The organism is Fibrisoma montanum (assembly GCF_003583365.1).
GTDB classification, from domain to species: Bacteria; Bacteroidota; Bacteroidia; order Cytophagales; family Spirosomataceae; genus Fibrisoma; species Fibrisoma montanum.
Genome location: NZ_QXED01000011.1, coordinates 119,785 through 138,880, shown reverse-complemented (window position 1 = coordinate 138,880; position 19,096 = coordinate 119,785). Strand labels below are relative to the sequence as shown.

Annotated in this window: 20 protein-coding genes; 10 read left to right on the top strand and 10 right to left on the bottom strand. The window is 54.4% G+C overall.

Annotated features, from left to right (window positions below):
• Positions 1–11: 11 nt before the first annotated feature.
• Both DYU11_RS28545 and DYU11_RS28540 read right to left on the bottom strand, forming a co-directional pair.
• Positions 12–821: a peptidoglycan-binding protein gene (locus DYU11_RS28545; RefSeq protein ID WP_119671154.1), complete on the bottom strand. Its 810-nt coding sequence runs from the start codon at positions 819–821 to the stop codon at positions 12–14.
• 157 nt (positions 822–978) lie between these two features.
• Positions 979–3,423, bottom strand: coding sequence for a beta-propeller fold lactonase family protein (locus DYU11_RS28540; RefSeq protein WP_119671153.1), 2,445 nt, complete (start codon positions 3,421–3,423; stop codon positions 979–981).
• A gap of 158 nt (positions 3,424–3,581) precedes the next feature.
• On the opposite strand from DYU11_RS28540, the gene DYU11_RS28535 reads away from it, so the two are divergent.
• From DYU11_RS28535 to DYU11_RS28520, 3 genes are all read left to right on the top strand, one after another.
• Positions 3,582–4,082 carry a GbsR/MarR family transcriptional regulator gene (locus DYU11_RS28535; RefSeq protein WP_119671152.1) on the top strand — a complete coding sequence of 167 codons (501 nt, stop codon included), beginning with the start codon at positions 3,582–3,584 and terminating at the stop codon, positions 4,080–4,082.
• Positions 4,083–4,734: 652 nt separating this feature from the next.
• Positions 4,735–5,493: a thiol-disulfide oxidoreductase DCC family protein gene (locus tag DYU11_RS28525; RefSeq protein WP_119671150.1), complete on the top strand. Its 759-nt coding sequence runs from the start codon at positions 4,735–4,737 to the stop codon at positions 5,491–5,493.
• Complete coding sequence (locus DYU11_RS28520; RefSeq protein WP_119671149.1) at positions 5,490–6,422, top strand: TIGR01777 family oxidoreductase; 933 nt, start codon at positions 5,490–5,492, stop codon at positions 6,420–6,422. The genes DYU11_RS28525 and DYU11_RS28520 overlap by 4 nt, the downstream gene beginning before the upstream one ends.
• Positions 6,423–6,425: 3 nt before the next feature.
• Here DYU11_RS28520 and DYU11_RS28515 read toward each other — a convergent pair whose 3' ends face one another.
• Positions 6,426–7,223, bottom strand: a complete 798-nt coding sequence (locus DYU11_RS28515) for an alpha/beta fold hydrolase (protein WP_119671148.1) — start codon at positions 7,221–7,223, stop codon at positions 6,426–6,428.
• Positions 7,224–7,317: 94 nt separating this feature from the next.
• Here DYU11_RS28515 and DYU11_RS28510 point away from each other — a divergent pair, with 94 nt between their 5' ends.
• From DYU11_RS28510 to DYU11_RS28485, 6 genes are all read left to right on the top strand, one after another.
• Positions 7,318–7,581, top strand: a complete 264-nt coding sequence (locus DYU11_RS28510; RefSeq protein WP_119671147.1) for a hypothetical protein — start codon at positions 7,318–7,320, stop codon at positions 7,579–7,581.
• Between the two features lie 32 nt (positions 7,582–7,613).
• Positions 7,614–7,898 carry a hypothetical protein gene (locus tag DYU11_RS28505; RefSeq protein ID WP_119671146.1) on the top strand — a complete coding sequence of 95 codons (285 nt, stop codon included), beginning with the start codon at positions 7,614–7,616 and terminating at the stop codon, positions 7,896–7,898.
• 5 nt (positions 7,899–7,903) lie between these two features.
• The gene (locus tag DYU11_RS28500) at positions 7,904–8,299 is read left to right on the top strand and encodes a DoxX family protein (RefSeq protein ID WP_119671145.1); all 396 of its coding nucleotides are present in this window, start codon (positions 7,904–7,906) and stop codon (positions 8,297–8,299) included.
• 85 nt (positions 8,300–8,384) lie between these two features.
• Complete coding sequence (locus DYU11_RS28495) at positions 8,385–9,092, top strand: hypothetical protein (RefSeq protein ID WP_119671144.1); 708 nt, start codon at positions 8,385–8,387, stop codon at positions 9,090–9,092.
• A 342-nt stretch (positions 9,093–9,434) separates the two neighbouring features.
• Positions 9,435–10,880 carry a Fe-S cluster assembly protein SufB gene (gene sufB / locus DYU11_RS28490; protein ID WP_119671143.1) on the top strand — a complete coding sequence of 482 codons (1,446 nt, stop codon included), beginning with the start codon at positions 9,435–9,437 and terminating at the stop codon, positions 10,878–10,880.
• 191 nt (positions 10,881–11,071) lie between these two features.
• On the top strand, positions 11,072–12,043 hold the full coding sequence (locus DYU11_RS28485) for an aldo/keto reductase (RefSeq protein ID WP_119671142.1): 972 nt from the start codon (positions 11,072–11,074) through the stop codon (positions 12,041–12,043).
• On the opposite strand, the gene DYU11_RS28480 is transcribed toward DYU11_RS28485, so the two are convergent.
• From DYU11_RS28480 to DYU11_RS28465, 4 genes are all read right to left on the bottom strand, one after another.
• Positions 11,997–12,812 (bottom strand): sterol desaturase family protein, encoded by an 816-nt coding sequence (locus DYU11_RS28480; RefSeq protein ID WP_119671141.1) that lies wholly within the window; start codon positions 12,810–12,812, stop codon positions 11,997–11,999. The two genes, DYU11_RS28485 and DYU11_RS28480, sit on opposite strands and share 47 nt — an antisense overlap.
• Positions 12,813–13,377: 565 nt before the next feature.
• Entirely contained in the window at positions 13,378–13,935 is a 558-nt protein-coding gene (locus DYU11_RS28475; protein ID WP_119671140.1) for a DUF4199 domain-containing protein, read from the bottom strand.
• 103 nt (positions 13,936–14,038) lie between these two features.
• Positions 14,039–14,500 carry a response regulator transcription factor gene (locus DYU11_RS28470; RefSeq protein ID WP_119671139.1) on the bottom strand — a complete coding sequence of 154 codons (462 nt, stop codon included), beginning with the start codon at positions 14,498–14,500 and terminating at the stop codon, positions 14,039–14,041.
• A gap of 21 nt (positions 14,501–14,521) precedes the next feature.
• Positions 14,522–15,229 carry an SDR family oxidoreductase gene (locus DYU11_RS28465; protein ID WP_119671138.1) on the bottom strand — a complete coding sequence of 236 codons (708 nt, stop codon included), beginning with the start codon at positions 15,227–15,229 and terminating at the stop codon, positions 14,522–14,524.
• Positions 15,230–15,389: 160 nt separating this feature from the next.
• On the opposite strand from DYU11_RS28465, the gene DYU11_RS28460 reads away from it, so the two are divergent.
• The gene (locus DYU11_RS28460; protein WP_119671137.1) at positions 15,390–16,571 is read left to right on the top strand and encodes a glycosyltransferase family 2 protein; all 1,182 of its coding nucleotides are present in this window, start codon (positions 15,390–15,392) and stop codon (positions 16,569–16,571) included.
• Here the strand turns inward: DYU11_RS28460 and DYU11_RS28455 are convergent.
• Genes DYU11_RS28455 through DYU11_RS28445 form a run of 3 tightly spaced genes read right to left on the bottom strand, consistent with a single transcriptional unit; the run spans position 16,554 to position 19,033 of the window.
• A complete protein-coding gene (locus tag DYU11_RS28455) occupies positions 16,554–17,141 on the bottom strand; it encodes a class I SAM-dependent DNA methyltransferase (protein WP_119671136.1) in 588 nt (195 codons plus the stop codon). The genes DYU11_RS28460 and DYU11_RS28455 overlap by 18 nt on opposite strands.
• The gene (locus DYU11_RS28450; RefSeq protein ID WP_119671135.1) at positions 17,131–17,886 is read right to left on the bottom strand and encodes a PIG-L deacetylase family protein; all 756 of its coding nucleotides are present in this window, start codon (positions 17,884–17,886) and stop codon (positions 17,131–17,133) included. Before DYU11_RS28450 ends, DYU11_RS28455 begins: the two co-directional genes overlap by 11 nt.
• A complete protein-coding gene (locus tag DYU11_RS28445; RefSeq protein WP_119671134.1) occupies positions 17,870–19,033 on the bottom strand; it encodes an acyl-CoA dehydrogenase family protein in 1,164 nt (387 codons plus the stop codon). Before DYU11_RS28445 ends, DYU11_RS28450 begins: the two co-directional genes overlap by 17 nt.
• Between the last annotated feature and the right edge of the window lie 63 nt (positions 19,034–19,096).

The following is a 19,096-nucleotide window of genomic DNA, read 5'->3' as shown; positions in this document are numbered from 1 at the left end:
CCAACCACAAACTACAACCCCTCGATGGAAAACACGTCCATGGTTGTTTTGCGGAAGTTGCGGACGCGGGCAAATACGCCGGTTCCGTTGCTGGAGCCTTTGGTGTCGGTGTTGCCTTCAATTGTTTCCACTACATCGTCGTCTACCCGCGTGATCACACCGGTATGAAACCAGTCGTCTACGCCCTGGAACCGTAACAGAAATACGTCGCCGGGTTTGATGCGCGACGGGTCGCGACGGATCAGGGTGTTTTCGGTCAGGCGACCGGTTTGCCGACCACTCAGCGCCAGTACGTCGCAGCTAAGTGTTTTCGGCATAATGGCCGTGAACTGCCGCCCCTGACCGGCCGCAACCTGATCAAGTACGGTCTGCACGAACCCCATGCACCACTTGAACGGCGATCCGTCCAGACCATCGCAATAACTACGCACCCAGGGACCCAGATTCTGCGCGCTGCCCGATTGGAGTTCGGTGGCCCGTTGTTTCAGGTGCCGCTGCGCGACCTGAACAACGGTCTGGCGAATGTTTTCAACGGGAGCTACCTTCTGAAAAGCAGCAGCCAGCGGATGGCTCAGTTCGTCGAACAGGTCAGGCGTTACGACGCCGGTTGGAGTCCGCCCGACGGCCTCCTCAAAATTACGCACTGCCCGCTCAGTAGCCGGTCCAAACTGACCATCGACGTTCGTGGCTACGGAAGCTTCGGGAAACCGGAGCGCACTGAGTGACAACCACTCCTGCACGCGTTTGACATCGTTGCCCTGGCTGTTGCGCTGCAAAGGAGCGCTCAGGGAGAGTTCGTCCTGGAAGGCTTTTTTCAACATGGCGAGAGGAAGTTTACCCAAACGGGGTATCAAAGGTACTACCCGCCCTGCATAAGTCGATACGGTGACGTGACCGTTAACGAAAAGGCCAGCCTGTTCGGGCCGGCCTTTTCGTTAACGGTACATACGCATTAAAAGCTGTACGCACGGACTCCGGTTAATCATCGTCGTCATCGTCATCAGCCTCCTCACCCACTACCAGAAACGCCCCGCGTCGGGGAGCCGGCATTACGGAATATTCTCCCTTTACCGCCTTCCAGATCACCTCGTTAAACTTCAGGTCGTCCAGCTTATCGGCGTAGCGGAGGTCAAATTTTTCGGATTCGCGGGCCGGGCCGTTCATGGCTGTATTCTTCGCTTCCAAATCCTGCTGAGCCGGACGACGGGTGTAGGGCGTCAGATCGGGGGTGTTGGTGAAACAGGCAAACATGGGCGTAGCAGCCGCATCGTACTGGCTCATCGGCGGCAGGCCCAGAATCAATTCCATCGTTCTAAGCATACCGGAGGTCGAGTACATCGTATGTTCGATGTGCTTCCGCTTCGTGTACGGACTGATTACCAGAGCCGGCGACCGGTGCGCATCGACGTGGTCGGGACCGTTCTGAGCGTCGTCTTCCAGAATGAACACCGCCGATTCGTTCCAGATCGGGCTTTTCGACAGGTATTCGACGAACATACCCACGGCCAGGTCGTTGTCGGCTACGTGCGCAGCGGGCGTTGGTGCACCAATCCGGGCGCCACTCGTGTGGTCGTTTCCGAGCCGCAGCGTATTGAACCGGGGAACCGCCTTGGCCACCAGCAGCGAATCGAACTCTTTTTTCCAGAGTGCCACCCGCATGGTGTCCATCACCTTCAGGTCATAGTCGGGGTAAGTCGGGCAGAAATGATTCGCCAGCGCCGACCGCTTCTGTTTTGAATACGCTTCAAATTCGCCGTAGCTGCGGTACGTAACGCCGGCCCGCTGGCAGTAATCCCAGATAAAACCTTTCTTGGGAAACGCCACCGGACGGCTGCCTTCGTAGTCGTAGGTACCGCCCCGGCCACCGTAGCTGGTCGGCCAGGTTTTCTCGACGTAGTCCGTTGCATAAGCCGCCATCGACCAGTTGTGTCCGTCGGCGCTCACTTCCGCATCGACGTAGAAGTTGTCGAGCAGCACAAACTCCCGGGCCAGCGCGTGGTGGTTCGGCGTCACTTTCTCGGGAAACAGACACAGCGACGAATCGCCGTTCCCTTCGGGCATATCCCCAAATACCTGATCGTAGGTCCGGTTTTCCTTGATGATGTAGAATACGTATTTGATCGGCGACGTATCGCCTAGCTTGCGCGGAATCGGGTTGTTGGCTTCACCGGCCGCCAGTTTCTCCTTTTCTTTTGAGTACGGCGTGTTCTGATACACCAGCTTCGACATGGCGCTCAGTTCAGCGGGTTTCGGCAGTGTAAACATCGACAACGTACCTTTAAACAGCCCGGCGATGTATTCCGTACCCGATTCCCGGCGTTTATACGGGTTGGGGCCGTTCGGATTCGCTTTCGAGGTAAAGCCTTTGCCATTGGCCACCAGCACCTTGCTGCCAACCACCTTCACCGACGTAGGATACCAACCCACCGGAATAAACCCGAGCGACCGGCTGCGGCCCGGCTTTGATACGTCGAACACGGCGACGCAGTTGTTGTCGGCGTTAGCGACGAGCAGTGTTTTTTGATCGGTTGATAATGCCAGACCGTTGGGGGTACTGCCGGCCGGCGCGTCGGGATACAGAGACGTATTGAATGTTTCCAGCACCTTGCGCGACTTCACATCCACCAGCGACACCGAGTTGTCGTTGGCGTTGGCGACGAACAGATACTGCCCGTTGCGCGAGAACGTCATGTCGTTGGGGTGGCTGCCGGTCGCAATCTCGCCGGTCAGTTTCTGCTGCTTCGGGTCATAGATAACTACCTTCTCAGCCCCCCAGATGGAAATAAACAACTCGTCGGACACCGGCGACCGCAGACAGGTGAAGGCTTCGGCGGGGAGTTTGATTTTGTTTTTTACCTGCTTCGACGCGATGTCGCAGACGTAGAGCGAGCTGTCGTCTTTCGTAACGGCGTAGAGCGTTTTTCCGGCCTTGTCCACTTCGACACCCGCCACCGAAATGCGGTTGGGCCAGGGTTTACCGAGTTCGATGGAATCGGTTTTGGTTAACTGGTTGTTCGATACGTCGTAGATCAGGATCCGGTTGTCGTTACCGCCCGACGCGAACAACCGCTTCCCATCCGGGCTGAACCGGATACCCACCCATGACTTGGCGATAACGGCTTCGCTCAAAACCTTTTCGCCGGCCACATCGATCAGTTGAATAGTCTGCGTACTCTGGCCGTTGTTGGTCACCGCCAACCGCTTGCCATCGGCAGACAAGACCATGTTCAGGGGGAGGTCGCCGAGCGGCAGCGAACGGCCATGGGGCGTTAGGCTCCAGCCGTTCGGCAGCATGACGCGCTGAGTTTCCTGACCCATTTTACCGGGTAGCTGAACGTTCCGGCTTCCCGTCTTAGCCGGTTGCGCCCAGAGCGCCAGCGACAATAAGGAAAGGGATAACGTTGATAGGTATCTTAGTAGCATATAGTACAGGTTTATTTATCAAATGTAAGCGTTCCTCCGGGCTGTCATTGTTAAGTTTTTGTGAACGCCGGGCTGTCCATCAATTACTCCGGCATCCCATAGAAAAGATTATCTTTCAATTATTTTTGAAATTACAAAACACACTGTACATTTGACGCATGGAGTTCAGGGAAGCAAAAGACAAGTTTATTCAAACCTGGGGGACGCTGGCAACGCAGTGGGGCATTAACCGCTCGATGGCGCAGCTCCATGCCCTGCTGCTGATTTCGCCCGAACCCATGACCACCGAGGATGTGATGGAGCAGTTGCAGATTTCGCGGGGCAATGCCAGCATGAACCTCCGCGACCTGATGGACTGGGGGCTGATTTATAAGCAACTGAAGGCGGGCGAACGGAAAGAGTTTTATGTGGCCGAGAAAGATATCTGGAAAGTGGCCCGTCAGGTAGCTAAGGAGCGCCGTCGCCGGGAGATTACGCCGGTAGTTGAGGTGCTGAATGATCTGAAAGCCATTGACGCCAGCACGCCCGAAGCGCAGGAGTTCAGGCGCGTTATGGAAGGGCTGAGCAGTGTGGTAGGGTTTGCAGACAACACACTCAACGCCGTTATCAAGGCCGAAGAGAACTGGCTGATGAGTCAGTTCCTGAAGGTATTCCGGTAATATTTTTTTAGCTAAAACTTTCAATTATTTCTGAAAATTTAGAATACTAAAAAATGAAGCAAATAGTTAAGATTGGTTGGTATCAGAAATGGGTCTGGCTTCCAATCGCCATGTACTTTCTCACTGGCCTTACCTTATATTATTTCGTTTTATTGTTTCCTATCATGCTTACGGTCGTTCAGTACTATGCCGTTACAGAAGCACCATGTACTACGCGCCCTCTAACCTGGTATTGGGTTATGGGGAGTTATGCCGTTTGTTTTTTCCTGCTAACCCAACTCAATCTGCATCTTAGTGGCCTATCGACACTACCAATACTTGTTGGTTTGTACTACCTCTGTCAGTCGACCATAGAATTATGGGGTAAATACGTATTTGCTACGTGGCGATCTGGCTTTTTTGCCTTTGGAAACCTTCTGGCCTGGGGTATCTGGAGTCTCTGCTACTATGCTTTGTTTTCCTTAACCCATACGGCCTATAAGTCAGCCCTGGACACGTTCGTTCTTGTCGTTAATATTCCCGTATCGAGCCTTTTGTCCAATGCCGTTTCAGGGTATTTTCTACACTTGGCTAGTCAGCCTTTTGACGATGAAGCGTAATGGTCTCTATTAACATTGAACGCAAACCACAACTGTAACACGTCAAAGCAACCATGAAAAAGCTAATCATCTATGACGCCGACTGCCCGATGTGCCGGGCTTACACAAAAGGATTAGCCGCTATCAACAAGGACCTTGAACGCATCCCGAACAACGCCGTAACGGATGCTTCCATCCTGAACCGTCTGGATTACCAACGTGCCCGCCACGAAATTCCGATGGTCGATCTCAATGGTGGTGAAACACTTTACGGAGTTGATACCTGGCTGTATCTGCTGGGCGAGCGCGGTCGCATACTCGGCGGATTATCGCCATTGCGTTGGCTCAAGCGACTGCTTAATGTCCTGTACGCATTTATCTCCTACAATCGCCGGATTATTGTACCCGTCAGACCCGGCCGCTGGTCACTGCTGGAACTTCAACCCGAGTTTCATCTAAGCTACCGGCTGTTGTTTATCGGACTTGTGTTTGGCCTCGTAGCTGGGTTGCATTACGTTTGTCACGGCATGGTGCCCTGGCTTGCTCCCGTGCTGCTTGGGTTACAAATCGGATTGGTCAGCGCCTATCTATACGTAACAAAACACCCTGACTTTACGGAAACGCTGCTTGACTATTGCGGCCACGCAGGCATGAGTCTGCTTCTGGGTGGCTTTATCCTGACCATGGGTTTAACGACGGGCTGGCTGGTACTTCTGCCAATTGGTTACGCCCTGACCGTTGGTCAGCACTTTATCCGGAGCTACAACCTGGGCCTGAACCCGTGGTTGAGTGTCAGTTTCACAGTAATTTACCTATCCATCGCTGGACTATGAAGCCCCACAAAATTATCCTGGCAGGTGGAACCGGCTTTCTTGGCCAGGTATTGGTTGACTACTGGAAGGATAGCCCCATTGACATCGTTGTCCTCTCGCGGAAGCCGTACACAAGTCACGACCGTGTTCGGTACGTAACCTGGGATGGCAAATCGATAGGTACCTGGGCTAATGAACTCAATAAAGCCGATGTGCTAATCAACCTGGCTGGCCAAACGGTAGATTGTCGCTATACCGCCGAAAACAAACGCCAGATTATTGAATCGCGTATCAAATCAACAGCGGTTCTGGGACAGGCAATCCGACAGACAGACAACCCACCTTTGCTGTGGATCAATCTATCGTCGGCAACCATCTACCGTCATGCACCAGACCGGCAGATGGACGAGATCACGGGCGAAACCGACAGCCCTCAGGCAGAGTACCGCTTTTCCCAGCAGGTTTGCAAAGAGTGGGAGCAAACGTTCTGGGAGAGTGATACGCCGGAGGTCCGCAAAGTTGCCTTACGTTCCTCACTGGTTCTGGGTCGTGATGGTGGCGTATTTCCGGTTTTGAAGCGGTTAACGCGGTTTGGCCTGGGTGGGCAACAGGGCGACGGTGATCAGTTTATCAGTTGGCTTCATGAACACGACTTCGCGCGGATCATTGACTTCCTGATCAGGAACGACGCCCTCAACGGTACGTTTAACTGTACCGCCCCCTGCCCTATTCGTAACACAGAATTTATGACATTGCTACGACGGGCATTCGGTGCCCCGGTTGGGCTACCCGCTACCCGGTGGATGCTGGAGATTGGTGCGTTCTTACTACGTACGGAAACAGAACTGGTTTTGAAAAGTCGTAATGTGATTCCTCGCAAATTACAGGAAGCCGGGTTTAGATTTGCTTATCCAACAGCATCCGAAGCCCTGACTGCGTTAGTAAAATAGCTCTTATTTCTTCAGAAACGCCACGACGGCCTGGGCAAACTCAGGGGTTCGCATCGCCCCACCGTGATCGCCGGGCACAACGGCTAACCTCGCACCCGGAATGGCATCGACCAACGTCTGGGGATCACCGTTATCGCGGTCCTTATCGCCATTGACTACCAGCACGGGTACGCGTACCTGCCGCAGTTCGGCCATTGTCGTCTGCGGCTGAAACTCCTGCAACCGGGCCAGTACGACCGTATCGGCCCCACTTTTTTTGGCATAGTCGATCGCACTCTGCAGTTCAGGATGGCTGCCCGGTCTGGTCAGCGCTTCGTGGAAATTCTTGCGTCGGTACCAGTCGGGCTGCGTAAAATCGGCGCTCATCCCGCCCAGTACGGCCCGGCGTATCTGCGTATCAAGCGTCAGCAGGCGGGCGGTCAGGATAGCCCCGCGGGAGTAACCTACAACATCGTAGTTCGTCAGGCCGAGGTGCTTCATCAGGGCCATTACGTCCTTCAGCTCCGCATCGTTTCGGTAAGCGGCTGCCTCGTGCGGGCGATCGGAGCGGCCATTGCCCCGCAAATCCAGGGTCACTACCTTAAAACCGGCATCGGCCAGTTGCTGCCGAACGGCCGCCCGTTTCCACGAATCGCCGTTCGTGATGAAGCCGTGGAGCAGAACCACCGGCCGCCCCTTCCCGAGGGTGTCGTAGTGAATCTGCGTTCCGTCAAACGAGGTGAACAACGGAGCGCGGTCGTTCTGGGCGCTGATCAGACCAGCCTGAAAAACCGCGATGAGGAGTAGCAGGAAACCGTTCATGCAACAAGGCCTAATGTAATTAACAGGTAAACGCGACCCGCCAACCTTTCTACCCGTATCGGGTTATCTACCTATACAGATAAAGCAACACCGCATGACTACTCAACAGGAAACCCCAACCGGAGCGGCCAGCGATACCGAACTGATCGGTACGCGCGTGGTCCGCATTGACCCCGACAACTTCCGCAACCAGAGCGGGGCCGCTATCGAAGACGATGATGCCGACGAAGCCGGTGCAGACAACTCACTGGCCGACGAACCGACCGACGCGGACGGCGACCCGACCGGCGAACACGACCACGTACAGGACGACAACTACTACCTGGGTGGCCACGTAACCCGATCGGGGAGCGTGTAACGGAGCAACACGATATCAACGTTCAACTACGTATGGAAAACCAAACCTACAATCCCGCCGAAGACGAAAACCAGGGCGTTCTGTCCAAGATGGCCCAGGGTGAACAGGCCAACGAAGGGGTGTCGCAGACGGAATATATGAACCCCATGACCAATCAGGGACCTGAACCGGTGAAGGAAGAAGTTAACGATCAGGGCGACGAACAGCCCGGCACGGAGGCCAATGGCGTCAACGACGACATGCTGGCGGAAGAAGACGTGGAGAACGGCGACATCGAAGTCGACAACAACGACGCATTAGTCAGCAACAATCCGTAGCCGGGATGACTACTCTGTCGGCTACCCAACTGGCCCGGATCGTTATTCGACTCGGGCTGGGCATTAACATGCTCATGCATGGCGCGGTACGTATTCCCAAGCTCAGCGGCTTCGTCGACAAAATGGCGGGCGGGTTCGCCGGTACGATTCTGCCTGAGGTGCTTGTGCGTTCCTTTCTCTACGTACTCCCGTTTGTTGAACTCACCACTGGCCTGCTGATCCTGATCGGCGGGCGATTCAGCAAGTGGGGTTACTTCGTTGGCGGGCTGGTAATCGCGGCCCTGCTGTTCGGCACTACCCTGAAAGAAGACTGGGGAACCGCCGGAACCCAACTGGTGTATGTGGTGGCGTTTTACCTGGCCCTGCGCGGCCTCGACGCCCCCGCCCCGCGACGAGATTGAGATACGTTCAGGAAATTTTGTTACCTTCATTACAACCCTGTCGTTTGGCGGTGGGTCAATACGGGAAACAAATCTTTAGTGAACAATGAAGTCAACCATTCTTTTCGCATCCGTACTGGTCAGTAGTTTGTTCATCGCTTCCTGCTCACAGGAATCTACTGAATTAGGACCCAACCAGCCGGGCGTTCTTTATGAAACGAATTTTCAGCAGAGTAAAGACGGCTGGGAAGCCGATGTGGTAGATTACGGCCCGCAGATTGCAGACATACAGTTTAAGTCCGATTGGGTTAGTCTGCCCAGCCCGTTGAATACCAATCAGAAATCAATCATGGTGTCGAGCATGAACCGGAGCGATGACCTGTTCATGTATATCCGCAAAAAACTGACCGGCCTCACGCCCAACACGACCTATTCGCTGGTGTTTGACGTAGAACTGGCATCGCAGTATGCCGACAACTCGGTTGGTATCGGCGGCTCGCCCGGCAGCAGCGTTTATCTGAAAGCCGGTGCTTCGGCCACGGAGCCGAAGAAAGAGCTCAAAAACAATTTTTACGAGATCAGCATCGATAAAGGCAATCAGGCCGAAGGTGGCCGCGACGCCCTTTTATTGGGAACGATCGGGGCCGGAAACGACGTAACGGATTATAAGCTGATCACCCGCAGCAACGCCGAAAAACCGCTGCAGGTTAAAACCAACGCCAACGGTGAACTCTGGCTGGTTGTGGGCACGGATTCAGGTTTCGAAGGCCTGACCACGCTGTATTACTCCAAGATCAAGGTAACGGCTAAGTAAGTAGTTTTTTTTCACGTGATAGAGCATAAGGTTACTGCGGCTGCGGTAACCTTATTTGTTTTCAGACTCTTACAACCCGATTTTCGCCCAGTATCGGTACCCGGCGTGGTACGCTTCAGCCGGTGTCAGCCATGTTTCAGTACAAGACGACAAAAGAACCGGAAACCCGTGACTATGGATCACAGGTACAGACGTCGCCCGTTCCCCAGGGGATATGCCTGGGTAAGATGCCCGGATTAACCGAAAGTTTCCGATATTTGTCCACTGTGCCCGGAACGTACCCATCCGATGGATTGTTAATTCTTTACAGCAACGCGTTCTTAAACTGCGCGTCTACTAACCATGAGCAAAGAAGTCGAACTCTTAGAGAGCATCACCAACGCTGAGTATAAGTATGGGTTTGAGACCCTGATCGAGGCAGACGAGGCTCCGCAGGGCTTGGACGAAGATATTATACGGTTCATCTCCGCTAAGAAGAACGAACCGGAATGGATGCTGGAAAACCGGCTGAAAGCATTCCGGATGTGGCAGGAAATGACCGAACCCCACTGGCCCAACGTCAAATACCCTAAAATTGACTACCAGGCTATCAAATACTATTCGGCTCCGAAGCAGCAGAAGAAGGTAGAGTCGCTCGACGACATCGATCCTGAACTACGCCGGACGTTCGAGCGCCTGGGTATCTCCCTGAACGAGCAGAAGCGCCTGTCGGGCGTAGCTGTCGACGCCGTAATGGACTCGGTGTCTGTGGCAACGACGTTTAAGAAAGACCTCGCCGAGCGTGGTATCATCTTCTGCTCGATAACCGAAGCCGTTCAGGAACACCCCGAACTGGTCAGAAAATACCTCGGCTCCGTTGTACCTGCCAAAGACAATTACTTTGCTGCCCTGAACGCGGCCGTTTTCACCGATGGTTCATTCTGTTACATTCCGAAGGGCGTTCGGTGCCCGATGGAACTGTCGACGTATTTCCGCATCAATGCGGCCGGTACGGGTCAGTTCGAGCGGACACTGATCATCGCCGACGAAGGCAGCTACGTGAGTTACCTCGAAGGCTGTACAGCTCCCCAGCGCGACGAGAACCAGCTGCACGCGGCTGTCGTAGAGTTAATTGCCTTCGCCGACGCGGAAATCAAGTACTCGACCGTACAGAACTGGTATCCGGGCGACAAAGAAGGTCGGGGCGGTATCTACAACTTTGTGACCAAGCGCGGCATCTGCGACGGTCCTAATTCGAAGATCTCGTGGACGCAGGTCGAGACGGGTTCAGCCATTACGTGGAAATATCCGTCGGTTATTCTGAAAGGCGACAATTCGATCGGTGAATTCTATTCCGTAGCCGTGACGAATAACATGCAGCAGGCCGATACCGGAACCAAGATGGTGCATATTGGTAAAAACACCAAGAGCCGGATTGTGTCGAAGGGTATCTCCGCCGGCAAGAGCCAGAACTCGTATCGCGGTCTGGTGCAGGTGCTGAAGCGGGCCGAAAACGCCCGGAACTTCTCGCAGTGTGACTCACTGCTGCTGGGCGACAAGTGTGGAGCGCACACGTTCCCGTACATTGAGGTGAACAACCCGACGGCCACCGTTGAGCACGAAGCCACTACGTCGAAGATTGGCGAAGACCAGCTGTTCTACTGCAACCAGCGCGGCATCCCGACCGAGCAGGCCGTAGCCCTGATCATCAACGGGTACGCCAAGGAAGTCCTGAATCAGTTACCGATGGAATTTGCCGTTGAAGCCCAGAAGTTGCTGGAGATCAGCCTGGAAGGATCGGTTGGTTAATTGACTATAGCATTTTAGTATATCGAAGCCTCTGCGGAAACGTAGAGGCTTTTTGCTAAAGTAGTCTCCACCATAAAGGCGAATGTTAATGCAGGCGGTAACCCAACGCTGACTTTGTGGTTTGTACTATGAAGTTCGTAGCTTGGCTGCGGCTTTTGAAGTCATCAAAATACAAACCACAAGTTTAGACGATGCAATACCGAACCTTTGGCCGCACCGGCTGGCAAGTCAGTGAAATTGGCTACGGCATGTGGGGCCTCGCCGACTGGACCGGCTCCGAACGTACCGAAATTGATCAGGCCCTCGACCTCGCCGTCGAACGCGGCTGCAACTTCTTCGACACCGCCTGGGGCTACGGCTCCGGCCTGAGCGAACAGATTCTGGGCGATCTGCTCAAACGCAATGCCGGAAAGCCGCTTTATGCAGCCACCAAGATTCCACCCATGAATTTCAAGTGGCCGTCGAAGCCGGAGTACAAGCTGGAAGACGTATTTCCGGCCAGCCACATCATCGAATACACCGAAAAGAGCCTGAAAAACCTGCAGGTTGAGACCATCGATCTGATGCAGTTTCACGTGTGGGAAGATGGCTGGGCCGACCGCGACGAGTGGAAGGAAGCCGTGCAGAAACTGACGCAGGCGGGCAAAGTACAGGCGTGGGGCGTTTCGGTGAACCGCTGGGAGCCCGACAATTGCCTGAATACCCTGCGCACCGGCCTGATTGATGCCGTGCAGGTCATTTATAACATCTTCGATCAGAATCCGGAGGATAGCCTTTTCCCACTCTGCCGCGAGCTGAACATCGGCGTAATCGCCCGGGTTCCGTTCGATGAGGGCACGCTGACCGGTACGTTTACGAAGGAAACGACCTTCCCCGATAACGACTGGCGCTCGACGTACTTCGTGCCCGAAAACCTCAACAGCAGCGTCGAACATGCCGATGCGCTGAAGCCGCTCGTTCCCGACGCCATGACCATGCCCGAAATGGCGCTACGGTTCATTCTCAGCAATCCCGACGTGCACACGACGATTCCGGGCATGCGTAAACTCCGTAACGTGGAAGCCAACACGGCCGTCAGTGATGGCAAAGGGCTTTCGCAGGAATTGCTGAACGACCTTAAAGCCCACCGCTGGGACCGGACACCGACTGAGTGGTCGCAGTAGCGGGATTAACGACAACCTGTTGTGGAGTGGCTTTGATGTACGCTTCGTCATAGTCACTCCGCATCGTTCCCATCCACCGATCCCAAAATGTAAAATATAACCCGAAATTCCCGTCAAAGTGCTTGTGATGCTGGTTATGAGCCACCGACGTATTAATCCAACGGCCAATACGTGTCTGATGGAACCGCCCCGGTAATACTTCATAACCAAGGTGGATATAGACATCATGCACCACCGAGAAGACAAAAAACAGCACCATCGCCGACCAATGTACAGGTAACGTAAACGCAATGATGGGCAGGATCGCGCCTTCGAGAATGGCTTCCAGCGGATGAAAAGCATAAGCTGCCCAGGGCGACGGATTAGTCGAACGGTGGTGCACTAAATGAAGCGACCTGAACAATCGGGGATGATGAATGGTCCGGTGCATCCAGTAAAAGTAGGTATCGTGCAGCGCGATCATCCAGATGAACGAAAGCACGTAGTAGCCCCAGCCATACGTATCAATTCCAAAATATACGTTGTTGTACGGTAGCAATATCGTTGCGTTAAGAGCAGCACTTGCTGTCATGATCAGCATGGCTAACACAGAAAAGCCAATTTCGCGCTGATAGTCAGCCGGCTTTGGTAACTTTTTCTGGATCTTTCGACCGCTCAGCCCTTTTTTGAAGACAATGTAACAGAACACGTAAGCCAACCCGGCCACTAACAGGTATTTGATAACTAACCCCCGTCCCGTCATCAACCATTCGTCGAGTAGTAGATCCATAAAAAGTTACAGGGTGTTGTTTAACCCCTGGAGTGAAACTACATAGGACAATGTTAACTTAGGTCCACAAATCTAGTTTATGGGATAAGTATTGTATAAGTGGTTGCTATGTCAGCGCTTTGTTTATAAAGTCTCTCAAATAGAACTAGTTACATTCCTAAAAGTGGCATTTATACCCGATTTTAGATTAGTTATTTACATAAATCTGATAATCCTCCCGACTAAACGTTACATTATTCAGCCGTATAGTTACCATTCAGACAAATCTGCAAAACCCGTCAGAATGATCGCAACCACTTACAGCTAAACGACAGCGACATCATCAATAATTTAGTGGAGGCTGTCACCAGTCGCTTACAAACCCAGGATGCTACCGACGCTGAACTCACCCACTGAGAAACATGGCTACAAGGCCACGCTGGGTTTTAGAGTGTTTTGGCTTACGTCAATGTGTACCGCCCTACGAATTACCCAAAGAGCAACGAGAGTTATCTTAAAAAAGCCAGTTCAGTAAAAGCGGCTTTCCTGACGTTTTTGAAGTAGCCTATACCCATACGTATTGAGCTTAAGTGGTTGTACCGGCAAGCGGACTCGGAATATGATCCGCTCGTTTGCGCTTCAGCACCAGGGCGCTGATTAAAGCAACGAGCAGGTTGATCGGGAAGATCTCCAGGAACGTAATGCCAATCAGCCCCACCCAGGTATCGTAGTAGGCGAACATCGTGCTCATTTCCTGCCGGGCCTGGTCAAGTTCGGCCGGTGACTTCCCGTTGGCTTTAAGCTTATTGAGTGCGCTGGCGGTGTAATCCTGGACGAAGTTTGGATAAACTGTTTTGTAGACGATGACCCAGGTGGCTACGTACAAGGCTGAAGCAATCAGGGCAATACATAACCCCATCAGAAAAGCATCCTTAAAGGAAATCTGTCCGGCCTGGTATCGGTCCCGGTAGCTTTTAATCGCCACCGGAATCATCGACGCGGCTAATAGCATGGACGTATAACCGACAAGTTCGCCCCACTCGAAGCTGCTTGGATTTTGCCGGTGAATGAGCATCATAATTACCAGCATGGCGGACACAATCAGGCCGGCGATGCCCCCGAAGACAAGGATAGTACGTTGCATAGTTTTGGTTGGTTTGTCGGCCAAAATTGTCCTTTGCCATGCATGTTTCTTTCATTCGTTTGGGTGATTTAGCTTAAAATCACCCAAACGAATGAAAATTCCCTTACCGAATCAGGCCAAGCGACCGGGCTTTGTCGACGGCCTGCGTCCGGCGCTTCACGTCTAATTTGGCGTATAGGTTACTCAAATGCGTCTTGACGGTATTAGTGGAAACGAACAGATGGCTGGCAATTTCTTCATTACTATACCCCTGTGCCAATTGGATCAGCACTTCCAATTCCCGGCTGCTGATGCCCAGTTGCTCCAATGCCTCCGGAGCCGGTTGAAGCGGGACTACCGGTGCCGGCCTAACGACCGTCTTTTCAACCACGACCGGTGCTGACCAACGCAGCCCAACCCAAATGCCTACGCCCACAAAGAGAACTGCAACCAAGAGTACGTATGCCTCAAGCGCGTGGTCGATCACCATGAACCGATACCGCGACCAGGCCATCACGCTCAGCAGGCATCCAAGCGCCAGGCCATAGAGCAGCACCATCCGAGCCTTAACTGCTTTTCCGGTCATAACGTATCCTGTTTGCACAGATCAATACTCCTGCTCCAGCGGGTGCACCATGAACTCGTCAATGACGACGTGGGCAGGGCGGCTGATGATAAACAGCATCGACTCGGCCATGTCTTCGTTTTTGAGCCAGTTCTGCGACGTTTCGTGGCCGTGGCCTTTGGCGTGAAAGTGCGAATCGACCAGACCCGAGTACACGCCCGTCACCTTGATACCAAACGGGCGAACCTCCTTCCGCAGGGCACCCATAAACGCTTCCTGCGCGTACTTACTGGCGGTGTAGAGCGACCCACCCGCGAAGGTCCGCTTGGCTACGTCGGAGGCAACGACCACAATATGGCCTGCGCCCTGCGCCTTCAACGTGGGCAGGGCAGCCTTGGTCAGCACGAACGTACCCTTTACGTTCGTTGCCATCAGGGCATCCCACTCGTCTACGCTGATTTCGTCAACATTCTTGAATACCCCGTAACCAGCGTTGTTGATTACCACGTCGATTCGGCCGAAGCGGTCGAGGGCGGTCTGCACGACGCGTTCCATATCTACTTCGCTCGATACGTCGCCGGGCACGGCCACAATTTTGCCTTGCCCTTCCGATTCGACTTCCTTCAGTTCAATGACGTTACGGGCGGTTATAACCACGTTGGCACCCTGTTGGGCCAGCAGCAGGGCCGTAGCCCGACCAATACCGCGCGACGCACCGGAGATAATAATCGTTTTATTGTCTACTTGCATAATCTGTTTTGTTATCCGCATCAATCTGGCGCGAAGTTCGTAACGATTCGTCAATAACCCACGGTGGGGTTAGCCCAGGATTCGTTTCGTCAACAATTATCCTGAACAGCCGGTTAACCAACTTCCTTACGCTTGACACGGAGCGTAGGAGGAAGACGATATGCTTGCGGATACCGGCAAACCACTCAACGACACACTAGTCAATCGCCATTTATTTACCCATACAACTCCTGCTTCTTCCTTACGCGTTTCGGTTATTGTGCCCGTCCGCGATGAAGTGCTCCAGCTAACCCAGACACTCGACGCGCTGCGCAACCAGGTAGACGGCGATGGTCGGCCGATTGATCCCGGTCAATACGAGATACTTCTGCTAGCCAACAACTGCACCGACCGTTCATTCGAACTGGCCGAACAGTATCAGAACCTGTATCCTCTGTTTCCGCTGCATGTGGCTCAGATTCAGCTGCCGCCCCGACTGGCCAACATCGGCACCGTCCGGCGCCTGCTGATGGACGAAGCCTGTCGGCGGCTGATGAGTGTCGACAATCAAAACGGCATTATTGCATCAACCGATGGCGACACCGAGGTGGACAGTCACTGGCTGTGGCACATCATGAACGAAATCAATGCGGGCTGCGATGCCGTTGCCGGCCGCATCATTGCCCGGCCCGAACGAAATCCAGCCCGTATTTTTCACCTGCGCAACGTCACCTACCGGCAGTTGGTTGCCCGGGTGGAGTCTTTGCTCGATCCCTGTGTGCATGACCCCTGGCCGCGCCATTTTCAGCATTTCGGGGCCAGCATTGCCGTGACGTGCCGGGCCTACATTCGGGCGGGTCGTTTACCGCAGGTTCCTTATCTGGAAGACGAGGCCTTTTACCGGGCGCTGCTGCGCATTGATGCCCGTATCCGGAAGAGTACGCGCGTGAGGGTGTTCACCTCGTCGCGGCTCCGGGGCCGGGTGGCGGTAGGCTTTTCGGAGCAGCTACGTTACTGGACCAGGATGTACTACGGCCAGCAGGTGCAACTGGCCGAACCGCCCGGCTCGCTGATGCTTAAGTTCCGGAATCGGGCTCGGCTCCGAACGCTCTGGCAACACCACCGGGGCGCTATTCCCAACGGTGCCCTCAAGCCTATTGCACAGGAATTGTGTATTTCCGAGCAGTGGCTTCAGCACCAGCTAACGGCTTACCCATACTTTGGAGAGCTTTGGGAGCAGGTAGAAACCAAAATGCAGAATGAAGCCTGGACGCGCCAGTGGGAACCCGTACCCATTGTGGAAGCAATTCGGGAGTTGCGCCAGTACCTGCTCACCAGCCAGCCCCTATTGTCGGCTGAATAAATCCAGCCGGTATTGCTCCGCCCGTTGTCCCGTCAGGTGCTGCCACATTGGTTGCGCGCCAACAGTTTGCTCCAGAAATACCTCGTGCACCTGGTCGCCGGTCAGTGGATAGTCGGGCACAAAAGGCGTCCAGTGTACCAGCAGTAAATGCCCGCCCGGCTGCAAATGCTCATGCATAAGCTGCTGCGCGCGCCGGAGATCATCTATGGTCAGGTAATAGCCCACCTCCGACAGAAGAATCAGGTCAAACTGATCGTCTGGGAACTGCGCCGGAATGCTCATCTGCTGAACACTCACCTGCGGCAATTCCGCCAGGCGTTGGCGAGCCTGCCTGAGCGGCAGTTCACTGGCATCAACGGCCAGCAACCGGTCACACCGTTGCGCCAGCATGGCACTCAGCACACCAATCGAGCAGCCGATTTCGAAGACGTTGGCATATCGCTCGTTGGGCAGGGCGGCCAGGGTAGCCTGGTACTTGTCGCGCTCATAATCGCTGGTGGCAAACTGCCACGGGTCGTCGCTGGCGCGGTATATATCATCGAAATACGATTGGGGCAGGCTACTGGACATGGTAAAAGAAAACTTCGTTTGGAATCTGAAAATAGCGCAGCAACTCGGGCGACAGGTAAAACGCCGTTGGGTCGTCGTCGATCAGGTGTGTCACCTGCGACCGATGGGCGGCAATGGCCTGCTGCTTTAAGTCGGCTACTGAACTGATGCTGAAACTTCGGGCGCGTACTTCGCTGGGACGAGGTTGGTCGTCGTCGGTACCCAGTTCCCACAGCCAGATTGGATATTCTACCAGCGCTGGCTTTTGGACCATCCGTTCTACGGCAGCCTGGGTCAGGCTCCACGAGGCCCGGTGGTCGGGGTGCGGATCGCGTCGCCAGGGTACCAGCACCGTATCGGGAGCAATGTTTTCCAGCCGATGGCCCAGGTCGGCAACGGCGTCCGCGAAACCAGTCTGGTCGGGCGTGGGTACCTGCGTGTCCTTGAGCCGCATGAACTGCACGGCGTTGGGGGCAACACCAAGAATTTCCAGAGCCAGCAATGCCTCCGTTTCGCGAAGCTGCCGCAGCCGGTCGGCCGGGTACTGCTTTGACTGAGGGTGCGACATGCTGCCATCACTGACGAAGATAACCTGTACCGGGTAGCCAGCCTGCCGCAGCAGGGCAATAACGCCACCACAACCGAGCGATTCGTCGTCGGGATGCGGAGCAATTACCACCGTAGAACCAAACTGCCGGAGCAATTCATCATCGGCGGGTTCAACGTACTGCTGAAAAAAGCGGGTCTGATCAACGCCAGAGGTCATGAGTTGGAGATGAGGTGTGGAAAACGTAATGGCCGATGCCGGTCAGGGCAGCGTCGGGCGCGGGCTGGCGCAGGTACATGCTCAGGTCGCGATGGATACGCTCAAACGGCAGCGGGCGCAGCAGTCCTCTGGCCCCAACCGACCGTTCGGCCAGTTCCATCGTCCGCAGGCAGATCTGTTCAATGGCCGTGCGGGTCATGTTGGCATAGGCGACGATTTTATCGGCCGAATCATCCTGAGTCAGCCAGACGTCCGTCTTGTCACCGGCCGCGTTGAGCCACTGGTTGCCTGACTCAATCAGGTACGTCATTTCGCCAATACGGGCTTTTTGGAACGGATCGTCGACGCGATTCAGGTCATTCAGGTACGTCCGGGTTTCGCTGAGCAAGGCTTCGGCCGCGCCAAGCTGAACGGCCGCAAACCGAATCGCCCCCCCGCTGAAATACGGTTGTTTGAAGTAATCGCCGGGCTGACCCAGCAAATCCTGCTCTTCCAGTTCAACACCCGTAAAATCGAGTTTGAAACTGGCCGATGCCCGCATACCCAGCGGTTGCCAGAACTGCTCGTCCGACGGAATTGGCTTCACCCGTTCCGTCGGGATGATGCACATCTGCCAGCCGGAACGGTCCTGACCAACCAGCTCACCCGTAACTAGTGGCCGCTGAATCCAGCCCGCTCCCGAACAGAACGTTTTCGACCCTTCGAGCACATAACGGCCCCCCCCGAGTGCGTGAATCCGGATACCATCGTCGGCCTGCGTATTCCAGACGCTGAACAACCGCTGGTGCTGCCTCACATCAGCGCCGTACCGCTTTTTCTGCTCCTGATTGCCGAACAGATGGATAAGATATAGCGCGTTGATGTGGCCCTCGTATACCCGACCTACGGCCAGGTTACCGGTCCCGATGCGTTTGAGCAGTTGCAGTAAGTTTTTTGTTTCGGGCAGGTCAAAATCAAGGGGCTGCCCCGGTAGCGTGATGCCCAGCATACCGGCTTCGGCCATCTGACCGAAGGCTTCTTCCGGAAACGCCCCTTCACTATCGCTCTGCGAGGCAAGGGCCATCAACTGGTTAATCAATGTATTTACCTGCTGGCTGTCAGCCGATTGTATTGTCGATGTGATTCGCTTAACGGATTGACTTATCATACGAATCAAATCATATCGTCAGGGAAAATGTTTAGCTATTCGATTTTGTTACAACTTGTGAAC